Raw genomic sequence first — 20,841 nt, forward strand, 5'->3', positions numbered from 1 at the left:
GGACAGCCGTGGTCCTGCGGCCGCTCGGGCTCGGTGACCTGCTGACCGGCGTCCCGGCGATCCGCGCGATCCGCGCCGCGGTGCCCGAGCACCACCTGGTCCTCGCGACGACGGCGGCGCTGGAGCCCCTCGCCGCGCTGATCGACGCCGTCGACGAGGTGCTGCCCGCCCGCGAGCTCGAGCCGCTGGACTGGGACCGGCCGCCGCCGGAGCTCGCGGTCGACCTGCACGGCAAGGGGCCGGCGTCGCACGTCGTCGTCGACCAGCTGCACCCCGAGCGGCTGCTCACCTTCGCCAGCCCCGGCTACCCCGGCCCGGTCTGGCGGCCCGACGAGCACGAGGTCCGCCGCTGGTGCCGGCTCGTCGCCGAGGGTCTCGGCGTCCCCGCCGACCCCGATGCGCTCGACCTCGCCGTCCCGGCCGTCCCCCCACCGGTGGCCGGGGCGGCGGTCGTGCACCCGGGGGCGGCGTTCCCCGGGCGGCGCTGGCCGCCGGAGCGGTTCGCCGCCGTCGCGCGGCACCTGGCCGACGCCGGCCACGACGTGCGGATCACCGGCGGTCCGGCCGAGGAGCCGCTGGCCCGCGCCGTCGCCGAGAGCGCGGGGCTGCCCGCCGACGCCGTCCTCGCCGGCCGGACGACGTCGCTCGAGCTCGCCGCCGTCGTGGCGGCCGCCCGCGTGGTGGTCAGCGGCGACACCGGCGTCGCGCACCTGGCCACGGCCTACCGGCGGCCCTCGGTGGTGCTCTTCGGCCCGGTGTCCCCGGCGCTGTGGGGACCTCCGCCGCGGGCGCAGCACCTCGTGCTGTGGCACGGCGACGGGACCGGCGATCCGTGGGGCACCGAGCTCGACCCCGCCCTGGAGAAGATCACCGTCGACGAGGTCCGCGCCGCCCTCGACGCGCTCCTCCGCGCTCGCTAGTGCCCTGCGTGCCGGTGGCACGCAGAGCACCAGCGCCCGGGAACCCCTACTCCCGCTGGCGGAGGGCGTCGAAGAGCACCGACTGGAGGTCCTCCGGGTCCTCGGCGGAGTACGCCGCGCCGCCGGTGGCGTCGGCGATCTGCTGCAGCACCTCGAGGTCGGCGTCCGGGCCCAGCGCGACCCCGATGACCTTCACCGGCCGCTCCGGGTCGGCCTCCGACCGCAGCGTGTCGAGCAGCTCCTGCAGCTCGATGCTCTCGGAGTCCTCGTTCGTGCCGTCGGTGACGATCAGCACGCTGTTGACCGCGTCGGGGTTGTAGTCGCCCTGCGCGGCCCGCACCGCGGCGAGCACCGTGTCGTACAGGCCGGTGCCGCCGGGCGTCAGCGACCCGGGGATGGTGTCGAGCTGGTCGTCGAGGACGTCGCGCTGCGGCCGGCCGTCGACGTCGGCGTCCAGCCTCCGGGTGGGCACGAGCTCGCGGTGGTCGCGGTCGCCGTCGAGCTGGTACGCGAAGGTCCACAGGCCGATGGCGGAGGTGTCCGGCACCAGCGTGAGCGCGCTCTTGGCCGCGTCGCGGGCGAGCGTGGCGCGCGTGCCGTCGCCGACCGGGGCCTCCATCGAGGTGGAGACGTCGAAGACGGCGAGGATCCGCGAGGGCGCGGTCAGGCTGGACAGCCGCCCCAGCAGGGCCCGGACGTCGGCCGCCTCCAGCGCGATCGCCGTGGGCGCCTCCTCCCGCAGGCCGTTGTCGGCGGCCCCGGCCGGCACGAGCCCCTCGGGGGTGCGGAAGCCGGCCTGCTGCGCGCGCTCGTGGGCGGCGGCGGAGCCGAGCCGCTCGAGCACCGCGTCGACCGCGGCGGCCGCGCCGTCGGCGCTCGCCCCCACCCGCAGCACCGGGTAGTCCAGCGACGGGGAGCCGTCGCTCGGGTAGACGGCGACCAGGGACGAGTCGCCGTCGGCGGCGCCGGTCGCCCAGACCTCCTGCTCGCTGACCGGCACCAGCGGCGCCTCGGTCTCCCCGGCCGCGCCCGCCGCCAGGGCGTCCTGGGCCGTCACCGCCGGCCCGCGGGACGCCGCGAGCACCGCCTGGACGACCGCGTTGTCGGCGTCCTCACCGCCGCCCAGCCCGGCCCGCACCGCACCGAGGGCGGAGATCGCCTCGGCGCTGCGCGCCAGGTCGGGCAGGCTGACCGGGTGGTCGGCGGAGAGCGCCCCCGGCCACGTCGGCGGCGCGTCGGCCCAGCCGAGCTCGTCGACCGCCGTCGAGCTGGTGGCCAGCACCACGGGGGAGGACGCGAGGTTGCCGGCGGTGTCGAGCGGGGCCCCCTCCGGCGCCCGCGCCAGCCACAGCGAGGAGTCCGGCACCCAGACCTGGGGCAGCGCCTCGCCCTCGAGGGCGCCGAGGTCGGCGACGGTCTCCAGCGGCTCCTGGGTCTCCACGGCGGCCGCCGCGCAGCCGCCGTCGGCCAGCTCCAGCGGGTCGGCCAGCAGCTCGCGGGCCAGGTCGCCCACCTCGGGGGCGACGGTCACCCGGACCGTCTGCTCGGCGCACGCGGCGTCGTCCTCACCGGAGGCGACGACCCACCAGACGATGCCACCGGCGAGCAGCAGCAGGACCGCGGCGGCGGCGACGACGGCGCGAGGGTGGACGCGGCGGGACGAGGAGGTGTCGGCGTGGCGGCCCATGCTCGCTCTCAGTCGTAGGGGACGGGGCGGCCCCCCGTGCCGCCGACCCAGGGTAGTCGGCCGCGCGCCCTCCGTGGGCCGACCCGGGCGACCGGTCGGCTCAGCCCGCCGCGGCGGCCGCCGTCCCGAGCTGCGCGGCGAACCAGGCCACCGTCCGCCGCAGGCCCTCCTCCGAGGCCACCTCGGGCCGCCAGCCGAGCAGCCGCTCGGCGCGGGTGGTGTCGGGACGGCGGACCTTGGGGTCGTCGACCGGCAGGTCGATGAACTCGATCGGCGACGACGAGCCGGTCATCTCCCTGATCCGCTCGGCGAGCCGCAGCATGGACAGCTCGTCGGGGTTGCCGATGTTGACCGGGCCGGTCTCGGCCGAGAAGGCCAGCGCGAGGATGCCGCGGACGGTGTCGTCGACGTAGCAGATGGACCGGGTCTGCGAGCCGTCGCCGGCGACGGTCAGCGGCCGGCCGGACAGCGCCTGCCCGACGAAGGCGGGGATGGCGCGGCCGTCGTCGGGGCGCATCCGCGGGCCGTAGGTGTTGAAGATCCGCACGATCGCGGTGTCGGTCCCCTTGGACGTGCGGTAGGCGGTGGTCAGCGCCTCGCTGAACCGCTTGGCCTCGTCGTAGACCCCGCGCGGGCCCACCGGGTTGACGTTGCCCCAGTAGTCCTCGTCCTGCGGGTGCTGCAGCGGGTCGCCGTACACCTCCGAGGTGGAGGCCAGCACGTACCGGGCGCCCTTCTCGTGGGCCAGGCCCAGGGTGTGCAGCGTGCCGAGGCTGCCGACCTTGAGGGTCTCGATCGGCATCTTCAGGTAGTCCAGCGGGCTGGCCGGCGAGGCGAAGTGCAGGACGAGGTCGACCGGCCCGGGCACGTGCACGAAGTCGGTGACGTCGCAGCGGACCAGCCGGAACCCCGGGTGCTCCATCAGGTGCAGCACGTTGTTCGGCGAACCGGTGAGGAAGTTGTCGAGGCAGACGACCTCCACGCCCCGGTCGAGCAGGTGCTCGCACAGGTGCGAGCCGAGGAACCCGGCGCCGCCGGTGACCACCGCTCGGCGCACGGTGCGGGACTCCCGCACCGGACTCGCTGCCTGGGGCATGGGTTCTCCGTCCTCGTCGCCGGCGCCTGCCGGCCCGTCCTACCCTCAAGATCACCACCGCACACTTCACCTCCGAAGTGTTCTCGGCGGCCCGGACGCGGACGGGCCGCCGGCCCCTGCGGGAGGACCGGCGGCCCGTCGGGCGAGCGGGGGCTCAGGCCTCCGGGATGCCGTTCTCCGGCACCTCGCCGGAGGCCGCGTCGGCCTCCTCGATCTCGGCGTCGCCGTTGTCGGTGACCAGGACGCCGGTCAGGTCCTCGCCGACCAGGTCGTTCAGCTGGACGACCTTCACGCCGCTGATGCCGGCGTGCCGGTCGGCGGAGTAGCGGAAGGGCGCGTACCACGGCCCCTCCCAGTCCTGGCCGTTCTCCTCGACCGCCTCGACCAGGCTGTCGCGGGTCGGGTTCTGCCCGGCCGCCAGCAGCGCCTGGACCATCGTGTACGCCTGCGCCATGCCGTAGATGCGGAAGTTGGTCAGCTCCCCCTCCTGGCCGGAGGCGTCCCAGATCTCCTGCCACTGCTGCACCCACGGGTCGTCCGGCACGTCCACGCCCGGCATGTACTCGGTGGTGATGGTGCCGTTGAGCAGGCTGGCGTCGCTCACCTGGCCCTGCGAGAAGTTGGCCAGCAGCGAGCCGACCAGGCCCGGGTCGGAGCCGACGTTGGAGTAGATCCACTGCGGCCGGAACCCGGTGCGCAGCGCGGTCAGCTGCGAGATGGCGGTGTAGGTCGGCGTGGTGAACCCGATGACCAGGTCGGCGCCGGCCGCCTGCAGCCCGGCGATCTGCGCGGTGAAGTCCGTCGTCCCCGGCACGTAGGTCTGGACGTCGACGACCTGCTCGTCGATGTACTGCCGGACGCCGGCCTCGCCGTCCTCGCCGAAGTCGTCGGCCTGGAGCAGCAGCCCCACCTTGGCGTCGGCGAAGTTCTCGGCCACGTACTGACCGATGATCTTCCCCTCGCTCTCGTAGTCGGGCTGCCAGCCGAACGTGTACGGGTTCTCCCCGGGGTTGTCCCAGAGCAGCGACCCGGAGGCGACGAACAGGTCGGGCACCGACTCGCCGTTGAGGAAGTCGAGGACGGCGCTGTGCGTGGGCGTGCCGAGGCCGCCCATGACCGCGAAGACCTCCTCGTCGAGGACCAGCTCGTTGACGACGTTCGCGGTGTTGGTCGGGTTGTAGGCGTCGTCGCGGAAGACGTACTCGATCTGCCGCCCGTGGACGCCACCGTTGTCGTTGACCCAGTCGAAGTAGGCCTGCACGCCGGTGGGGATCTCGCTGTACCCCGGCGCCGCGGGCCCGGTCAGCGGGTAGTGGGCGCCGATCGTGATGGTGTCCTCGGTGATGCCGACGTCCGAGGCCTCGTTGGCCCCGCCGGTGTCGCCGCCGCTGCTCTCGCGGTCCTCACCGGCGCCGCAGGCGGCGACGGTGGAGGCGACGGTGGCCGCGGCCAGGAACGACACGAGGCGCCGTGAGGATGTGCGCAACTGTTCTCCTCTGTGCGGGCTCCGGGCACCGTGCCCGGAGGAAGGGGGTGGGTGGCACGTGGTCGAGAGGGCAGCCGGGCCGCCTCACCCCCCGCCGGCCCGCGCGCGGGCGCGCTTCGCCCGCCGGGCCAGCCAGCGCAGCCGGATCGTCCCGACCAGGCCGGCGGGGGCGAAGAGCATGACGAGGACGAGCACGACGCCGTAGACGAACGGGGCGAGCTGGGCGGCCTCGGCGTCGCCGAGGTCGAAGGAGGCGCCGGCGTCGCGGGCCAGCTCGGGCAGGAAGACGAGCATGAGGGCGCCGAGCAGCGCGCCGAGCAGGCTGCCCAGGCCGCCGATCACGATCGCGGTGAGCAGCCCCAGCGAGAGCACGATCGTGAACGACAGCGTCGACACCGAGCCGAGCACGAACGCCAGCAGCGCCCCGGCCAGGCCCGCGCAGGCGGAGCTGACCACGAACGCGAGCACCCGCCACGCCCCCAGGCGGATGCCGGCCAGCTCGGCGGCCACCTCCTGGTCGCGGACGGCGCGCCAGGTGCGCCCCACCCGGCTGCGGGCCAGGTTGGCGAGCAGGAAGAAGGTCAGCAGCACGCAGAACAGGCCGAGGTAGGCCTGCCACTTCTGGTTGGTCGGCTGCTGGCCGGAGAGGAAGAACGACGCATCCTGCCACCACACCGGCGGCTCCGGCCGGCGGAAGGTGATCGGCTGGTTGCCGCCCAGCGTCTCCGGGAAGACCAGCGCCAGCCCGGGGAGCCCGACCGCCAGCGCGAGGGTCGCGCCGGCGAGGTAGGGCCCGTGCAGCCGCGCCGCCGCGACCCCGACGACGGCCCCGACCACCGTGGTCGCCACGACCGCCACCAGGAAGACCAGCGGCAGCGGCCAGGGGTCCTCCTGGCGCTCCAGGAACAGCGCGGTGACGTAGGCGCCGACCGCCATGAGCGCGCCGTGCCCCAGCGAGATCTGCCCGTTGAGGCCGGTCAGCACGGTCAGCCCCGCGGCCGCCACCGCGTAGTAGCCCACGGACGCGATCTGCGTGTGGGTGAACCGGTCGACGACCTCGATCAGCACGATCCCGGCGACCGCGGCGAGGAGCACCAGCAGCGCGTGGCGGGGCAGCGCCGCCTGCGGCAGCCGGACGCGGCCCCGCCGGCGGCCCCCGGTGGTGGCGCTGGGGACGTCGGCGGCGGCGGTGGCCACGACCGGCGCCGCGGAGGTGGCCTGCCCGGCGGCGGGCGCGGAGGTGTTCAGGTCGCTCACGGTCAGGCCCTCCGTGCCGCGGTGCTGGAGAACAGCCCGCCCGGGCGGACCAGGAGGACGACGACGAGGATCACCAGCGCCGCCAGGCTCACCACCTCGTCGCCCAGGTAGCCGCGGACGTAGCCGAGCAGCACGCCCAGCAGCAGGCCGCCGACCACCGCGCCGACGGGGGAGTCCAGCCCGCCGAGGACCGCGGCGACGAAGCCGTACACGATCAGCGCGTCCATGAAGGTCGGCGTGACCGAGGTGCCCTCGCCGGCGATCAGCACCCCGGCCACGGCGCCCACGACGGCGGCGAGCGCCCAGCCGAGGGTGAGCATGCGGCCGACCTGCACGCCGAGCAGCCGGGCGACCTCCTGGCCGAACGCCGAGGCGCGCATGGCCAGGCCGACCCGGGTGTAGCGGAACAGCAGGATCAGCAGCACCAGGGTCACGAGGACGCCGGCGAGCGTGTAGAGGTTGTTCGGCGTCAGGGCGATGTTCGTGCCGCCCACGGTGAAGCCCACCCGGCCGAACGGCGGCGGGAAGGCGCGCTCGTGGGCGCCGAACACGAGGGCGACCAGCGCCTGGACGGCGATGAACAGGCCGAGGGTGACGATCACCGCGTTGAGCTCCGGCCCCCCCTCGACGGGGCGGATCACCAGCCGCTCGACGACCGCACCGAGCAGGAACCCGCTGACCAGCGCGACGAGGAGGGCGAGCCAGTAGGACCAGCCGGCCTCGACCAGGGCGAGCGCGATGAACGTCGTCGCCGCCGCCATCGCTCCCTGCGCGAAGTTGACGATCCGGGTGGAGCGCCAGATGAGCACCAGCGCGAGGGCGAACGCGGCGAACACCGCGCCCTGCACGACCCCCGCGACGGTGAGGGTGATGAACTGCTGCACGAGTGGGGTGCCTTCCGTGGTGGCGCGGTCAGAAGCCGAGGTAGGCGTGCCGGAGGTCCTCGTCGGCCATGAGGGTGCGGGCGGAGTCGGTGACGACCACCCGGCCGAGGTTGAGCACCACGCCGACGTCGGCCACGGACAGCGCGCTGCGGGCGTTCTGCTCGACGAGCAGCACGGTCAGCCCCTCGGTGTCGACCAGCTGCCGGACCAGGCCGAAGATCTGCGCCACGATCCGCGGCGCCAGGCCGAGCGAGGGCTCGTCGAGCAGCAGCAGCCGCGGGCGGGCCACCAGCGCGCGGCCGATGACGAGCATCTGCCGCTCGCCGCCGGAGAGGTTGTGCGCCGGCTGGTCGCGGCGCTCGGCCAGCCGCGGGAACAGGTCGTAGACCCGGTCGTACTCGTCGCGGGGCACCTTGCCGCGGAACAGCGCGCCCACCCGCAGGTTCTCGTCGACGGTCAGCTCGGCGATCACGCCGCGGCCCTCGGGCACGTGCGACATGCCCCGGCCGACCATAGACTCGACCGGCGCGCGGGTGATGTCGCGCCCGTCGAGCAGGACCCGGCCGGACGACGGGCGGATCAGCCCGCTGACGGTGCGCAGCAGCGTCGTCTTCCCGGCGCCGTTGGCGCCCAGGACGGCGGTGATCCGGCCGCGCTCGGCGGCCAGCGAGACGCCGTCCAGGGCGCGCACCGGCCCGTAGTCGGTGGTCAGGTCGCGGACCTCGAGGACGGCGGCGTCCCCGGCGCCGGCGAGGGTGGCCGCGGTGCTGCCGCGCGGCTCAGCCACGGGAGCGACCCCCCTCGGCGAGCTCGGCGGCGTCGGCCGCGGCGTCCACCTGCTCGCCGAGGTAGGCCTCGGTCACGGCGGGGTCGGCCTGGACCTCGGCCGGCGTGCCGGCCGCGATCTGCAGCCCGGAGTCGAGCACGGTCACCCGGTCGCAGACCCGCATGACCAGGTCCATGTGGTGCTCGACCAGCAGCACGCTGGTCCGGCGGCGGAGGGCGCGGATGAGCTGGCCGAGCTCGAGCATCTCCTCCTCGGACAGCCCGCTGGCCGGCTCGTCGAGCAGCAGCAGCTCCGGCTCGATCACCAGCGCGCGGGCCAGCGCCACCCGCTTCTGCACGGGGTAGGGGAGGCTGCCGGGGTAGCGGCCGGCGTACCCGGCGGCGCCGAGCTCCTCGAGCGCAGCCAGCGCCCGGCCGCGCAGCGCCCGCTCGTCCTTCTCGCCCACGCCGACCAGCGCGGAGAGGAATCCGGACCGCGCGTGCCGGTGCACGCCGACCATCACGTTCTCCAGCACGGTCATGCCGGCGAACAGCCCGACGCCCTGCAGGGTGCGGGCGATGCCCATGCCCGCCAGCGCGGTGGGCCGCAGCCGGCGCAGCTCGGCGCCGCGCCACGCGATCCGCCCGGCGGTCGGGCGGACGAGCCCGCAGGCGACGTTGAACAGGGTGGTCTTGCCCGCGCCGTTCGGGCCGATCAGCCCGTGCACCTGGCCGGGCTCGACGGTCAGGGACACGTCGGAGAGGGCGGTGACGCCACCGAAGGTGACGGTGATGCCGGTCATCTCCAGCCGGGGGGACGGCGCTCGGCCGCCACCCGGCCGGTCCTGTTCCGTACCGGTGGCCGGCTCTGCGGTCGGGTGCGCCAACGGGCCCACGTCTCCTCTGGCTTCCGGGGAGGTCACCGGCGGAGATGACCGTCGGCGACGATTGGGTCACGGCTTCGTCCGTACGACCCTCACCGCCGGTGAGGACGGTCACAATGGGCGGCCCGCACAGTTTCAGCACAGGTCGGTTGTGCGCAGAGTCGCGTCGACCGGGAAGGTGGTGGCGTGCAGCCGTTCCGCCCCGAGGTGGCCACCCGGCTGGGGGAGCTGGCCCCCTCGCTGGTCGCCCGGCTCGACGCGATGGCCGCGCGGATGACCGACGTCCTCGCCCGCACCGAGCCCGCCTACCGCGAGCTCGCCGAGCAGGGCCTGGACGACTTCCGGGCCTCCACCCGGGCCAATCTGGAGCTCGCCGTGCGGGCGCTGGTGGGCCGGCCGGTCCCGCGGACCCGCGCGGCCGCCGTCGCGCGGGAGGTCGGCCGGCGGCGCGCGGTGCAGGGCGTCCCGCTCGAGGCGGTGCTGCGCGCCTACCGGCTCGGCGGCCAGGTGATCTGGGAGGGGCTGCTGGCGGTCTCGCGGGAGGCGGGCCGCGACTCCGACGCGCTGCTGGTCGAGGTGGCCGGCTCGATCTGGCGCACCAACGACCTCGACTGCGCGGCGGTGGCCGAGGGCTACCGCGGGGAGCAGCGGCGGCTGGCCGGGGTCGACGAGGAGGCCCGGCAGCGGGTCCTCGACGGCCTGCTCGACGGCCGCGGCGGCGACCCGGTCTTCGTGCGGGCCGCCTCCGACCTGCTGGCGGTGCCGCTGGACGGGCGGCTGCTGGTCGCCGTCGCCCTGCCGGTCGGCGACGACGCCCCCGGGGCGGTCGACCCGGCCGGGGCGCTGCTGCGCCGCGGGTTCCGGTCGGTGTGGGGCACCCGCTCGGGGGCGCAGGTCGGCGTCGTCGCGCTCGGCGCGCGCCGGGCCGACGACGTGCAGGCGGAGCTGGCCGCGCTGGCGGCGGGGCCGGTCGGCGTCTCCGACGTCGTCGAGGGCGCGGCGGCCTGCGCCACCGCCTACCGGTTCGCCCTGATCGCCGCCCGGACCCTGCCGGCCGGCAGCCGCCGGGTGGTGACCATCGACGACCGGCTGCCCGAGGCGCTGCTGTCGAACTCGCCGGAGATCAGCTCGCGCCTGGTCGGGCAGACCCTCGGCGGCCTGCTGGCGCTGCCCGACGACGAGCGCGAGGTGCTGCTCGACACGCTGGCGGCGTTCCTGGCCGCCGACGGGTCACCGACCCGGGCCGCCGACGAGCTCTACTGCCACCGCAACACGGTCATGCACCGGCTGCGGCGGATCGAGTCGGTGACCGGCCGCAAGCTGGCCGACCCCCGGGCGCGGCTGCAGTGGCAGCTCGCCCTGCTGGGGACCGAGCGCCGTCCCGCCTAGCTACTGGAGGTAGTTCTCGACCTCCTGCTCGGGGCGGGCGTGCGCCTCGTCGGGGTTCTCGCCGTACTGCCGCTTGGCCCGCCACTGGCGCAGCAGGTCCCAGCACTGGTCCAGCTGGACCTCGAGGTGGTCCAGCCGCTGGCGCTGCTCGTCGGTGTGCTCGCCGCTGCTGCCGCGCAGCTGGTGCTCCTCCTCCACCAGCGCCGAGATCCGGCTGAGGATGTCCTTCTCGTCCATGATCGCTCCCTGCCCTCCTGCTCCGATGGGGAAACCGTCATGCCGGCGCGGGCACCCAGCCGTCGACGAACGCGGCCCGCCGCCGGGTGACCGCGCCGCCGGCCCGGCCGAGCGCCAGCAGCGCCGCCCGGTCCAGCGGCACCCGCACCTCGCGCCGGCCGGCCGGCCGCGTCACGACCGCGTGCCCGGCGCGCACCAGCTCGGGCCACGGGCGGCCGAGCTGGGCGGTGACCCGGTCCAGCGCCGACCGGGTGGGGCCGGCGTTGCCCTCGACCATCGCCGTGACGAACGCCGGGTCGCTGCCGGCCACCCGGGTGCCGCCGGCGAAGCTGCCCGCGGCCAGCGCCAGCGCCAGCGGGCCGGCCTCGCCGGCGGCGGCGGCCAGCGCGGCGGCCAGCAGGTGCGGCACGTGGCTGATCGCGGCCACGGCGTCGTCGTGCTCGGCGGCGGTGACGGGCACGACCTCCGCGCCGGCCTGCAGGGCCACCTCGGCGACCCGCAGCCAGCGCGGCAGCTCGGTGCCGGGCTCCAGGCACACCGCCCACCGGGCGCCGGCGAACAGCCCCGGGTCGGTGGCCTCGTGGCCGGATCGCTCCGTCCCGCACATCGGGTGCCCGCCGACGAACCGGCCGCCGTAGCGGGCGCCCAGCTCCGCCAGCACCGGCGCCTTGACCGAGCCGAGGTCGGTCACCGTCGCGTCGGGGGCCACGTCGAGGTCGTCGAGCGCGGTCGCCAGCGCCGGCAGCGGCACGGCCAGGACGACGACGCCGGCGAGGTCCCGCCCGATCCGGACGCCCCGGGCCGCGGCCGCGTCGCGGGCCGCCGGGTCGACGTCCCACCCGGTGACCGGCCGGCCGGCGGCGACCAGCGCCGCGGCGAGCGACCCGCCGAGCTGGCCGAGCCCGACGACGGAGACCGGCGGCACCGGCATGGTGGCGTCCGGGAACGCGCTCATGCGGTCGCCCAGGGCCGGTCGGTGCGGAAGACGCGGGCCAGCGCGGTGGCGACGAGCCGGCCGTCCTGCGCCCGGGCCTCGATCCGGTACACCGCGGTGCGCGCGCTGCGGTGCACCTCGACGCCCTCGGCCACCAGCCGGTCGCCCTCGGCACCGGCGGCCAGGAACTCGGTGTGCACGTCCTGGGCGACGGCGACGGTGCCGTGGCTGTTGCTCACCGCGGCGTGCACGACGTCGAGCAGGGCCATCGTCGCCCCGCCGTGCGCGGTGCCCACCGCGTTGAGCAGCTGCGGGCCGACGGTCATCGCCGCGCGGGCGTAGCCGGGCCGCACCTGCTCGAGGGTGATCCCGAGGTGCCCGGCGAGCGGGTCGGCCGAGAGCCGGGCGAACAGCTCGGCTGGGACGTCGTCCGGCGGGTCGGCCATGATCGGACCTTATGGCCCCCGCGTTCAGCACACCCCACGCGCCATGACCCCGAGGTCCTTCCTCCTCACCCCCGAGCTCGCGGAGTACGTCCGCGCGTCCTCCGAACCCTTCGACGCGGTCGTGCTCGACCTGATGGCCGAGACCGCCGAGCTGGCCGAGCGCGACCGCGACGCCTCGCCGACCTACCAGATCGCGCCCGAGCAGGGGACGTTCATGCAGCTGCTCACCGGCGCGCTCGGCGTCCGGCGGGCGGTCGAGATCGGCACGTTCACCGGCTACTCGGCGCTGTGCATCGCCCGCGGCATGCCGGCCGACGGCCGGCTGACCTGCCTGGACGTCAACGGCGACTGGACGGCGGTCGCGCGCCGCTACTGGGAGCGCGCCGGCGTCGCCGACCGGATCGAGCTGCGGCTGGGCGACGCGCACGAGACGCTGCGGGCGCTGCCCGCCGAGCCGTCGCTCGACCTGGCCTTCGTCGACGCCGACAAGGAGGGCTACGCCGACTACGTCGACCAGCTGCACCCGCGCATGCGGCAGAACGGCCTGGTGCTGCTCGACAACACGCTCCGCGACGGCCGCGTGCTGGCGCCGGAGGACGCCGACGCCCGGGCCGTCGCCGCGCTCAACCGGGCGCTGGCCACCGACCCCCGCTGGGAGACCGTGCTGCTGCCGGTCTCCGACGGCCTGACCCTGCTGCGCAAGCGATGAGCGACGCCCCCGAGCTGCCGCCCAGCTTCGCGGTGAAGGTCGCCCGCGACGGCGCCGGCTGGACCGTCGAGCTGCTGGCCCACGACGCGGGCGACGAGCTGCCGGTCCTCGAGCGCGCGCTCGGCGAGCCCGGCGGCGACTGGCCGGGCCCGTTCGTCGTGGTCGTCGACTCGCGGCTGTACTTCGTCGTGCTGCGCCACGGCCCCGGCGGCATGGTGCGGGCGCTGATCTCCGACGCGACGATGCAGGAGTGGGTGCTCGCCGCCGAGGTGGTCGAGCGGTACGGCATCGGCGTCGACACCGACGGCGCGTTCGCCGACGACGAGTCCGGCTGGCCGGGCGGCGACCTCGACGTGTTCGCCGACGACGGGCTGCCGGCCGACGAGCTGCGCCCCATCGTCACCGCCGACGACCTGTGGGCCGACGAGATGGTCACCCGGATCGCCTCCCGGCTCGGCTTCGCCGACGAGCTCATCACGGCGGTGGCCCCGTGACCGCGCTGGTCAGCGCGGTGGTCTTCGACCTCGGCGGGGTGATCACCGAGAGCCCGCTGCACGCCTTCGACGCCTACGAGCAGGAGGCGGGGCTGCCCGAGGGCCTGATCCGCCGGCTGAACAGCACCAACCCCGACACCAACGCCTGGGCTCGCTTCGAGCGCAACGAGGTCGACCTGGCCGGGTTCTCCCAGCTGTTCCGGGCCGAGGCGCTGGCCGCCGGGCACTTCCTCGACCCGGGCAAGGTGCTCGACGCGCTGCGCGGTGAGCTCCGCCCGGAGATGGTCACCGCGGTGCGCCGGCTCAAGGAGGCGGGCCTGCCGCTGGCCCTGCTGTCGAACAACGTCACGCCGATGGACGGCACCGGTGAGCTCGGGGAGCTGCTGCGCCTCTTCGACGCCGTCGTCGAGTCGTCGCTGGAGGGCGTGCGCAAGCCCGAGCCGGAGATCTACCGGCGGGCGCTGGCCCGGCTCTCCGACGCGGTCGGGCGGCCGATCGCCGCCGCCGACTGCGCCTACCTCGACGACCTGGGCATCAACCTCAAGCCCGCCCGGGCGATGGGCTTCCGCACGGTCAAGGTGGTGGAGCCGGCCGAGGCGCTGGCCGAGCTGTCGGAGCTGGTCGGCTTCCCGCTGGTCGGCGATCCCTCGTGACGTGTCCCCGCGTCCTGGTGCTCTGCCCAGCATGCTGGGCAGAGCACTAGGCCGCCGAGGTGCCCGACGTGGACGTCGACGCCGCGATGCGCCGGGCGCTGGAGCTGGCCGCGGCCGCGCAGGAGTGGGGCGACACGCCGATCGGCGCCGTCGTGCTGGGGCCGGACGGGACCGTGCTCGCCGAGGCGGCCAACGAGCGGGAGAAGCGGGGCGACCCCACCGCGCACGCCGAGGTGCTCGCGCTGCGCGCGGCCGCCGCGGTGCACGGCGACGGCTGGCGGCTCCCCGGCGCGACGCTGGTGGTGACGCTGGAGCCGTGCACGATGTGCGCCGGGGCGAGCGTCCTGGCCCGCGTCGGCCGCGTGGTCTACGGCGCCGAGGACCCCAAGGCCGGGGCGGTCGGCTCGCTGTGGGACGTCGTCCGCGACCGCCGGCTCAACCACCGGCCCGAGGTCACGGCGGGGATCCGGGCCGAGGAGTCCGCCGCGCTCCTACGCGCGTTCTTCCGGACCAGACGGGGCCTGTAGTCTCTTCGGCGGTGGCGTGTCCGAGCGGCCGAAGGAGCACGCCTCGAAAGCGTGTGAGGTGCAAGCCTCCGTGGGTTCAAATCCCACCGCCACCGCCGGTCGACGACGGCGGCGCCCCGCGGGGCGCCGCCGTCCTCGCGTCTCGCGGACCGGGTCGCGCTACATGGGCCGGCGCGGCCGGTGGACGGCGGCCGCCGCGTGCCGGGCGCCGCACAGCGGGCAGCGGGCCTCGGGCTGCGGGGGTGCCTGCTGGGTCGGCGGCCACGTGCCGGTGGGAGAGCTCACGACCGGACGCTAGGCCCGGGGTACGACGGTTCCCGCCGCCTCAGGGGTCGCACTCGCAGTCCAGCACGAGCTCGCCGTCCTGCACGACGAACTCGAACCGGCGCACGGCCGACTCGCTGCTGCCGTCCTCGCGGACCCAGGTCAGCCGGGCCAGCGCGCTGGACTGCCCGTCGGTGGCCTGGACGTCGCTGACCCGGACCTCGGAGAACTGGCCCCAGTACGCGGCGTAGTCCTCCTCGCTGCCGATCGCCTCGCGCAGCGTCGTCCCGGTGCGGGCGTAGGCGGCGGACGGATCGCTGGTGACCTGGTCGTGGTAGTCCACCAGGAAGCGCTCGATGTTCGCCGCGGTCAGCGGGTCGCCGTCGGCCGCCGGGCTGCCGGCGGTGGTGGTCGCCGTCTCGGCGGCGGGCTCCTCCCCGGTGGCGGGCTGGTCCTCGGCCGTGGGTTCCGCCGAGCTCGGCGCGGCCGTGGTGGAGGGGGCGGCGGAGGTCTGCCGCGCCGTCCCGCCGCCGCCGTCGTCGCCGCCCGTGCCGACGAGCCAGACGGCACCGGCCACCACGGCGGCGGTCAGCAGGGCGCCGAGGGCGACCCACAGCCACGGCGCCCGGCGCCGGCGGCCGTCGGGCTCCGGTTCCCGCGCCGGCTCCCGCGCCGGCTCGGGGGGACCGGCCGCGGGCCGCGGCGGCACCGGTGGCGGGGAGGGGGGATCGGCCGGCACCGGCGCGGGCAGGGTCGCCGTCCGCTGCCGGCCGGTGGACGAGCGCAGGTTCGTGCGGGCCATGAGCACGGTGGTGGTGTCGCCGTCGCGGGCGACCAGCGCGGCCAGCTCGTCGCGGACCTCGGGCATCGTCGGCCGGGCGGTGGGGTCGACCTCCAGCATCCGCAGCAGCGGCCGGGTGAGCGCGCCGCACCGCTGCGGCGGGTCGATCCGCCCACCGGCGACCCGGTGCAGCTGCTGCAGGGAGTTCCCGCTCATGCCGAACGGCGGCTGCCCCTCCAGGCAGGTGTAGAGCGTCGCGCCCAGCGAGAAGACGTCGCTGGGCGGGGCGGGCTCCTCGCCCTGCGCCACCTCGGGGGCCAGGAAGGCCGGCGTCCCGGTGATCTGGCCGGTCTGGGTGAGCGTGACGTCGCCGCGGGCGTGGGAGATCCCGAAGTCGGTGATCTTCACCAGCCCCTCGACCTGGGGCTCGCCCTCGCCGATGAGGATGTTCGCCGGCTTCACGTCGCGGTGCACGATGCCCGCGGCGTGCGTGGCGGCGAGGGCGTCGGCGACCTGCGCGCCGATCTGCGCGACCTGGTCGACGCGCAGCAGCCCGTCCTCGGAGAGCACGGCGGCGAGGCTGCGCGAGGGCAGGTACTCCATGACCAGCCACGGCTGGCCGGCCTCGACCGCCACGTCGTACACCGAGATCGCGTGCGGGTGGGACAACCGCGCGGCGATGCGGCCCTCGCGCAGGGCCCGCTGGCGCTGCTGCTCGGCCTCGTGCTGGTCCGCGCCGGCCGGCGGCAGCACCTGCTTGACCGCGACCTGCCGGCCCAGCCGCTCGTCGCGGGCCACCCAGACCGTGCCCATCCCGCCGCCGCCGATCCTCGACAGCAGCCGGTAGCGGCCCGCGACGAGCCGGGTGGGCGGAGCCGACACCGGGGAGCCCCGTCAGACGGTGGAGGGGACCCCGAAGCGGCGCGCGTACTCCTCCTGGGCGCCGGCGGGCAACGCGTCGTAGAGGCTCCCGAGCTCCCGCAGCGCCTCGGGGGAGAGGTCGTCGAACAGCCGCTGCCAGGTGGGCGGCTCGTCGTAGCTGCGGGTGAGGAGCAGCTCCCAGGCCTGCGCCTGCCGGTCGCGCTTGCTGCGCTCGGCGGCGAACTCGGAGAGGTAGCGGTCCTTGGCCGCGGCCTTCTCCTCCTTGGTGGCGTCGCCGGGCAGACCGGCGGGGTCGGCGCCCTGGAGGACGGCCAGGATCGCCGTCACGACCTCGGGTCTGACCTGCTGCGGTTCGCTCATCGACTGTCTCCTCGCTGCCGCGCGTGCTCGTCGTGCCGAGCGGGACGGCGGCCTCCGGGTCCGGTGCTGGCGCCGTTCCCGCGTCGCCGCACACTCAACCACCCCGGTGCCGCGTCCGCGCGGTCGGCGGCGGCCGCGGCAGCCCGTTGATCATAGAAGTTAGGTCAGGCTAACCTTCGCGCGCCGCCGTCCCCGAGCCGAGGAGGCCCCGTGCCCGCCCGGACCCCCCGCACCGCCGTCCTGGCCGCCGCCTGCACCCTGCTCGCCCTGACCTCGGCCTGCGGCGCGCCGGCATCCGGCGACGACGGGGGGACGGCGGTCGCGGACGCCGGCGGCGCGTTCCCGGTGACGATCGAGCACATCTGGGGCAGCACCACGGTGGAGGAGGAGCCGGAGCGGGTGGTCGTCCTGGGGGTCACCGATGCCGACGCGGTGCTCGCGCTGGGGGTGGTCCCGCTCGCCCTGACCGGCTTCACCTTCTACCAGGAGGGCACCGGCGTCGGGCCCTGGGCGGAGCCGCTCCTGGACGGCGCCCGGCCCGACGTGCTCGCCTCCTCCAGCGAGATCGACGTCGAGGAGATCGCCACCTACGAGCCCGACCTGGTCGTCGCGGTCACCGCCGGCTTCGACCGGCCGGTCTACGAGCAGCTCTCGCAGCTCGCGCCGACGATCGTGCGGCCGGCGGGCACCGACGCCTACGCCGTCCCCCGCGACGACGCGACGCGGATGATCGCCCGGGCCCTCGGCCGGGAGGACGAGGGCGAGGAGCTCGTCGCGCGGGCGAACGCCGCCTACGACGACGCCGTCGCCGCCCACCCCGACTTCGCCGGCGCGACCGGCACGGTCGTGCTGCCCTACGACGGCGTCTACGGCGCCTACCTGCCCGGCGACAACCGCGGCCAGGTCATGGACCAGCTCGGGTTCGAGCTGCCCGAGGAGGTCCTCGCCGCCGATCCCGGTGACAGCTTCTTCGTGGAGGTCTCGCGCGAGCGGCTGGACGTGCTGGACGGCGACGTGCTCGTCGTCCTCACCGACGACGCCAGCCGCCCGGTGGTCGAGCAGGACCAGGTGCTGCAGAGCCTGCCCGTGGTGCGGGAGGGCGGCCTGGTCCTGCCCGACCTCGACCTGCGGGGCGCGATGACCTACAACTCCGTGCTGTCGGTGCCCTACGCCGTGGAACACCTCGCGCCCCTGCTGCAGGACGCGCTCGACGCCCGGCCGTGAGCGGGGCCCGGAGGGTCCGGCCTCCCGCCGCCGGCCGCCCGGTACTCTGCTCCACGGAGGATTCGCCTAGTGGCCTATGGCGCTCGCTTGGAAAGCGGGTTGGGTTAACAGCCCTCGGGGGTTCGAATCCCCCATCCTCCGCGCGACGCGACGGGCCCCCGGTCGACCGGCCGGGGGCCCGCTGCGTCTACAGTGGGCGCAGACCCCTCGTGTGGCGTCACCCTGTGAACCTCCCCAGGGCCGGAAGGCAGCAAGGATAAGCGGGCTCTGGCGGGTGCGCGGGGGGTCCCTTTCTTCCCCGGGCCGGTGCCGTTGCCCACACGGCGCCGCGGGTCCCCGGCGTCGTCACCTCCGCCACGTAACCTGCCTGCGTGGCTCTGGCGCTCTACCGGAAGTACCGCCCGGCGACCTTCGCCGAGGTGGTCGGGCAGGAGCACGTCACCACCCCGCTGGTGAACGCGGTCGAGGCCGGCCGCATCAACCACGCCTACCTGTTCAGCGGCCCCCGGGGCTGCGGCAAGACCTCGTCGGCGCGCATCCTCGCCCGCTCGCTCAACTGCGAGAAGGGCCCGACGCCGACACCGTGCGGCGAGTGCACGTCCTGCGTCTCGCTGGCGCCCGACGGCCCCGGCTCGATCGACGTCATCGAGATCGACGCGGCCAGCCACGGCGGTGTCGACGACGCCCGCGACCTGCGGGAGCGCGCCTTCTTCGCGCCGGTCAACAGCCGCTACAAGGTCTACATCGTCGACGAGGCGCACATGGTCACCACGCAGGGCTTCAACGCCCTGCTCAAGGTGGTCGAGGAACCGCCGGAGTTCCTCGTCTTCGTCTTCGCCACCACCGAGCCGGACAAGGTGCTGCCCACCATCCGCTCGCGCACCCACCACTACCCGTTCCGGCTGGTGCCGCCCACCACGCTGCGCGGCCTGCTGGAGAAGACCTGCGCTGCCGAGGGCGTGCAGGTCGAGCCCACCGTCTTCCCGCTGGTCGTGCGCGCCGGCGGCGGCTCGGTGCGCGACTCGCTGTCGATCCTCGACCAGCTGCTCGCCGGCGCCGGGCCGGAGGGGGTCACCTACAAGGAGGCGGTCGGCCTCCTCGGCGTCACCGACGACGCCCTGCTCGACGAGACGATCGACGCCCTGGCCGCCCACGATGCGCCCGCCGTCTTCCGGGCCGTCGACCGGGTCGTGGAGGCGGGGCACGACCCGCGCCGCTTCGCCACCGACCTGCTCGACCGGCTGCGCGACCTGATCGTGCTCGACGCCGTCCCCGAGGCCGGCGGCAACGGCCTGCTCGACTGCCCGCCGGACCGGCTGGACCTGATGGGCAGCCAGGCCCAGGCGCTGGGCTCGGCCACGCTCTCCCGGATGGCCGACACCGTGCACGAGGGCCTCACCGAGATGCGCGGGACGACGGCGCCGCGCCTGCTGCTCGAGCTGGTCTGCGCCCGCATGCTCCTGCCGGCCACCGACGGCTCGGCCGCCGCCACCCTGCAGCGGCTGGAGCGCCTCGAGCGGCGCCTGTCGATCGCCGGCGAGCACCCCGGCCGGCCCGCCGAGCCCGAGGCCCCGGTGCACCGCGCCCCGGCGGCGGCCACCCCTGCCCCGGCGGCTCCCGCGCCGGCGGCTCCCGCCCCGGCCGCCCCCGCGCCGGCGGGGCCGCGTCGCGAGTTCGTGCGCAGGTCGCAGCAGGCCGCGCCGCCCGCGCCGGCCCCGGCGCCTGTGCAGCCCGCGGCCGCCGCGCCGGTCGCCGACGAGGACTGGCCCGAGACCGCGCGGCCCGGCAGCGCGGCCGCGCCGGCCACCGCCGCGGCCCCGGCGCCGGCCAGGCCGCGGGTGGCCACCGGCGAGCCCGACATCCCGCTGCCGCCCGAGCCCACGGACGACGAGGACTGGCCGCACCCCGCCCGGCCGGCGGCGGCGCAGGCCGCGGCCGCCCGCGTCGAGGACCCCCGGCCGGTGGCGCCCGCGCGCGCCGCGGCCGAGTCCGCCCCCGCGCCGCGCGGCGCCGAGCCGACGCCGGTGGTCTCGGCCAACCCGGCCGAGCCCGCCTCCGGCGGCGACCTCACCACCAGCGACGTCCGCCGCATCTGGCCCGAGCTGCTCGGCGTGGTCAAGCGGCACAAGCGCACCACCGAGGCGCTGCTGAAGAACGCCCAGGTGCACGAGCTGCGCGGCGGCACCCTCGTGCTGTCCACCACGTCCCCCGCGCTGGCCCGGCGGATCGGCGACGACCTGAACAAGGACGTGCTGCGCGAGGCCCTCAACGAGCTGCTCGGCGTGCGGTGGAAGGTCGAGGCCGTCGTCGAGGGCGCCGGTGGCACGCCCGGCACCAAGGTCTCGCCCGAGGTCGCCCGCGAGGCGGCCCGCGCCGCGGAGGAGCGCGAGCTCGCCGCGCAGCACGCCGCCGAGGCGGCCGGCGAGCCCATCGACGACACGCCCGCCGTCGACCCTGAGGAGGCGGCGCTGGCGCTGCTGCGCGCGCAGCTCGGGGCCCGTCCGGTCGACGGCTGAGGGAGGGCCCCGTCCTCCCCACCCCTCGCGGGCTCGGGACGGGGCCACCGCCCGCGGGTCCCGCACGCTGTCGCTCCCGCGGCCTACGCTCGGGGCATGTTCCCCGGAGGTCAGCCCGACATGGCGCAGTTGCTCCAGCAGGCCCAGCAGATGCAGCAGCAGCTGGTGGCCGCGCAGGAGGAGCTCGCGCGCACCGAGGTCACCGGATCGGCCGGGGGCAACCTGGTCACCGCGACCATGACCGGCGCCGGTGAGCTCACCGCGCTGACCATCGCGCCGGCCGCGGTCGACCCCGACGACGTCGAGACCCTGCAGGACCTGGTCGTCGCCGCCGTCCGCGACGCCAAGCGCGCCGCCGACGAGCTCGCCGCGAACACCATGGGCCCGCTCGCGGGCGGCCTGGGCGGCGGGGGCGGCCTCGGCCTGCCCGGCTTCTGATCCCGCTC

General features: G+C 75.9%; 22 protein-coding genes, 2 tRNA genes and 1 other RNA gene. 12 read left to right on the forward strand and 13 right to left on the reverse strand.

Annotated elements, in window-relative coordinates; all coding sequences use genetic code 11:
- Positions 1 to 8 precede the first annotated feature (8 nt).
- Positions 9 to 920, forward strand: coding sequence for a glycosyltransferase family 9 protein (locus ACI78S_RS00080; RefSeq protein WP_456970145.1), 912 nt, complete (start codon positions 9 to 11; stop codon positions 918 to 920).
- Positions 921 to 966: 46 nt separating this feature from the next.
- Here the strand turns inward: ACI78S_RS00080 and ACI78S_RS00085 are convergent, their stop codons facing one another.
- The 7 genes from ACI78S_RS00085 to ACI78S_RS00115 form a co-directional block, all read right to left on the reverse strand.
- Entirely contained in the window at positions 967 to 2,607 is a 1,641-nt protein-coding gene (locus ACI78S_RS00085) for a VWA domain-containing protein (protein WP_456970146.1), read from the reverse strand.
- Between the two features lie 100 nt (positions 2,608 to 2,707).
- Positions 2,708 to 3,703 (reverse strand): UDP-glucuronic acid decarboxylase family protein, encoded by a 996-nt coding sequence (locus ACI78S_RS00090; protein ID WP_456970147.1) that lies wholly within the window; start codon positions 3,701 to 3,703, stop codon positions 2,708 to 2,710.
- Between the two features lie 154 nt (positions 3,704 to 3,857).
- Positions 3,858 to 5,189, reverse strand: a complete 1,332-nt coding sequence (locus ACI78S_RS00095) for an ABC transporter substrate-binding protein (RefSeq protein WP_456970148.1) — start codon at positions 5,187 to 5,189, stop codon at positions 3,858 to 3,860.
- Positions 5,190 to 5,273: 84 nt separating this feature from the next.
- Entirely contained in the window at positions 5,274 to 6,446 is a 1,173-nt protein-coding gene (locus tag ACI78S_RS00100; RefSeq protein WP_456970149.1) for a branched-chain amino acid ABC transporter permease, read from the reverse strand.
- A gap of 2 nt (positions 6,447 to 6,448) precedes the next feature.
- Positions 6,449 to 7,330 carry a branched-chain amino acid ABC transporter permease gene (locus tag ACI78S_RS00105; RefSeq protein WP_456970150.1) on the reverse strand — a complete coding sequence of 294 codons (882 nt, stop codon included), beginning with the start codon at positions 7,328 to 7,330 and terminating at the stop codon, positions 6,449 to 6,451.
- Positions 7,331 to 7,358: 28 nt separating this feature from the next.
- Complete coding sequence (locus ACI78S_RS00110; protein WP_456970151.1) at positions 7,359 to 8,117, reverse strand: ABC transporter ATP-binding protein; 759 nt, start codon at positions 8,115 to 8,117, stop codon at positions 7,359 to 7,361.
- A complete protein-coding gene (locus ACI78S_RS00115) occupies positions 8,110 to 8,898 on the reverse strand; it encodes an ABC transporter ATP-binding protein (protein ID WP_456970152.1) in 789 nt (262 codons plus the stop codon). Before ACI78S_RS00115 ends, ACI78S_RS00110 begins: the two co-directional genes overlap by 8 nt.
- 267 nt (positions 8,899 to 9,165) lie before the next feature.
- Here ACI78S_RS00115 and ACI78S_RS00120 point away from each other — a divergent pair, with 267 nt between their 5' ends.
- The gene (locus ACI78S_RS00120) at positions 9,166 to 10,368 is read left to right on the forward strand and encodes a PucR family transcriptional regulator (protein WP_456970153.1); all 1,203 of its coding nucleotides are present in this window, start codon (positions 9,166 to 9,168) and stop codon (positions 10,366 to 10,368) included.
- On the opposite strand, the gene ACI78S_RS00125 is transcribed toward ACI78S_RS00120, so the two are convergent.
- Genes ACI78S_RS00125 through ACI78S_RS00135 form a run of 3 tightly spaced genes read right to left on the reverse strand, consistent with a single transcriptional unit; the run spans position 10,369 to position 11,985 of the window.
- Positions 10,369 to 10,605, reverse strand: coding sequence for a DUF2630 family protein (locus tag ACI78S_RS00125; RefSeq protein WP_456970154.1), 237 nt, complete (start codon positions 10,603 to 10,605; stop codon positions 10,369 to 10,371).
- A 37-nt stretch (positions 10,606 to 10,642) separates the two neighbouring features.
- Positions 10,643 to 11,560, reverse strand: coding sequence for a prephenate dehydrogenase (locus ACI78S_RS00130; RefSeq protein WP_456970155.1), 918 nt, complete (start codon positions 11,558 to 11,560; stop codon positions 10,643 to 10,645).
- On the reverse strand, positions 11,557 to 11,985 hold the full coding sequence (locus ACI78S_RS00135) for a PaaI family thioesterase (RefSeq protein ID WP_456970156.1): 429 nt from the start codon (positions 11,983 to 11,985) through the stop codon (positions 11,557 to 11,559). Before ACI78S_RS00135 ends, ACI78S_RS00130 begins: the two co-directional genes overlap by 4 nt.
- Before the next feature lie 43 nt (positions 11,986 to 12,028).
- On the opposite strand from ACI78S_RS00135, the gene ACI78S_RS00140 reads away from it, so the two are divergent.
- The 5 genes from ACI78S_RS00140 (at position 12,029) to ACI78S_RS00160 (ending at position 14,463) form a co-directional block, all read left to right on the forward strand.
- Positions 12,029 to 12,694, forward strand: a complete 666-nt coding sequence (locus ACI78S_RS00140; protein ID WP_456970157.1) for an O-methyltransferase — start codon at positions 12,029 to 12,031, stop codon at positions 12,692 to 12,694.
- Positions 12,691 to 13,188 carry a tRNA adenosine deaminase-associated protein gene (locus ACI78S_RS00145; protein ID WP_456970158.1) on the forward strand — a complete coding sequence of 166 codons (498 nt, stop codon included), beginning with the start codon at positions 12,691 to 12,693 and terminating at the stop codon, positions 13,186 to 13,188. The genes ACI78S_RS00140 and ACI78S_RS00145 overlap by 4 nt, the downstream gene beginning before the upstream one ends.
- Entirely contained in the window at positions 13,185 to 13,841 is a 657-nt protein-coding gene (locus ACI78S_RS00150) for an HAD-IA family hydrolase (protein WP_456970159.1), read from the forward strand. The genes ACI78S_RS00145 and ACI78S_RS00150 overlap by 4 nt, the downstream gene beginning before the upstream one ends.
- Before the next feature lie 68 nt (positions 13,842 to 13,909).
- Complete coding sequence (gene tadA, locus ACI78S_RS00155; protein ID WP_456970160.1) at positions 13,910 to 14,368, forward strand: tRNA adenosine(34) deaminase TadA; 459 nt, start codon at positions 13,910 to 13,912, stop codon at positions 14,366 to 14,368.
- A gap of 10 nt (positions 14,369 to 14,378) precedes the next feature.
- Positions 14,379 to 14,463 (forward strand) — tRNA-Ser (locus ACI78S_RS00160).
- A gap of 64 nt (positions 14,464 to 14,527) precedes the next feature.
- Here ACI78S_RS00160 and ACI78S_RS00165 read toward each other — a convergent pair.
- Genes ACI78S_RS00165 through ACI78S_RS00175 form a run of 3 tightly spaced genes read right to left on the reverse strand, consistent with a single transcriptional unit; the run spans position 14,528 to position 16,655 of the window.
- Positions 14,528 to 14,653, reverse strand: a complete 126-nt coding sequence (locus ACI78S_RS00165) for a hypothetical protein (RefSeq protein ID WP_456970161.1) — start codon at positions 14,651 to 14,653, stop codon at positions 14,528 to 14,530.
- Between the two features lie 40 nt (positions 14,654 to 14,693).
- Entirely contained in the window at positions 14,694 to 16,295 is a 1,602-nt protein-coding gene (locus tag ACI78S_RS00170) for a serine/threonine-protein kinase (protein ID WP_456970162.1), read from the reverse strand.
- Positions 16,296 to 16,307: 12 nt separating this feature from the next.
- Positions 16,308 to 16,655 carry a hypothetical protein gene (locus ACI78S_RS00175; RefSeq protein ID WP_456970163.1) on the reverse strand — a complete coding sequence of 116 codons (348 nt, stop codon included), beginning with the start codon at positions 16,653 to 16,655 and terminating at the stop codon, positions 16,308 to 16,310.
- A gap of 210 nt (positions 16,656 to 16,865) precedes the next feature.
- Between ACI78S_RS00175 and ACI78S_RS00180 the strand changes: the two genes are divergently transcribed.
- The 5 genes from ACI78S_RS00180 to ACI78S_RS00200 all read left to right on the forward strand — a co-directional run bounded on the left by ACI78S_RS00180 (position 16,866) and on the right by ACI78S_RS00200 (position 20,833).
- On the forward strand, positions 16,866 to 17,879 hold the full coding sequence (locus tag ACI78S_RS00180; RefSeq protein WP_456970164.1) for an ABC transporter substrate-binding protein: 1,014 nt from the start codon (positions 16,866 to 16,868) through the stop codon (positions 17,877 to 17,879).
- Between the two features lie 55 nt (positions 17,880 to 17,934).
- Positions 17,935 to 18,020 (forward strand) — tRNA-Ser (locus ACI78S_RS00185).
- A gap of 57 nt (positions 18,021 to 18,077) precedes the next feature.
- An RNA gene (gene ffs / locus ACI78S_RS00190) (signal recognition particle sRNA small type) lies at positions 18,078 to 18,173 on the forward strand.
- Between the two features lie 77 nt (positions 18,174 to 18,250).
- Positions 18,251 to 20,395 (forward strand): DNA polymerase III subunit gamma and tau, encoded by a 2,145-nt coding sequence (locus ACI78S_RS00195; RefSeq protein WP_456970165.1) that lies wholly within the window; start codon positions 18,251 to 18,253, stop codon positions 20,393 to 20,395.
- 96 nt (positions 20,396 to 20,491) lie between these two features.
- Positions 20,492 to 20,833: a YbaB/EbfC family nucleoid-associated protein gene (locus ACI78S_RS00200; protein WP_456970166.1), complete on the forward strand. Its 342-nt coding sequence runs from the start codon at positions 20,492 to 20,494 to the stop codon at positions 20,831 to 20,833.
- Positions 20,834 to 20,841 lie beyond the last annotated feature (8 nt).

It is taken from the genome of Geodermatophilus sp. SYSU D00815 (assembly GCF_054050035.1).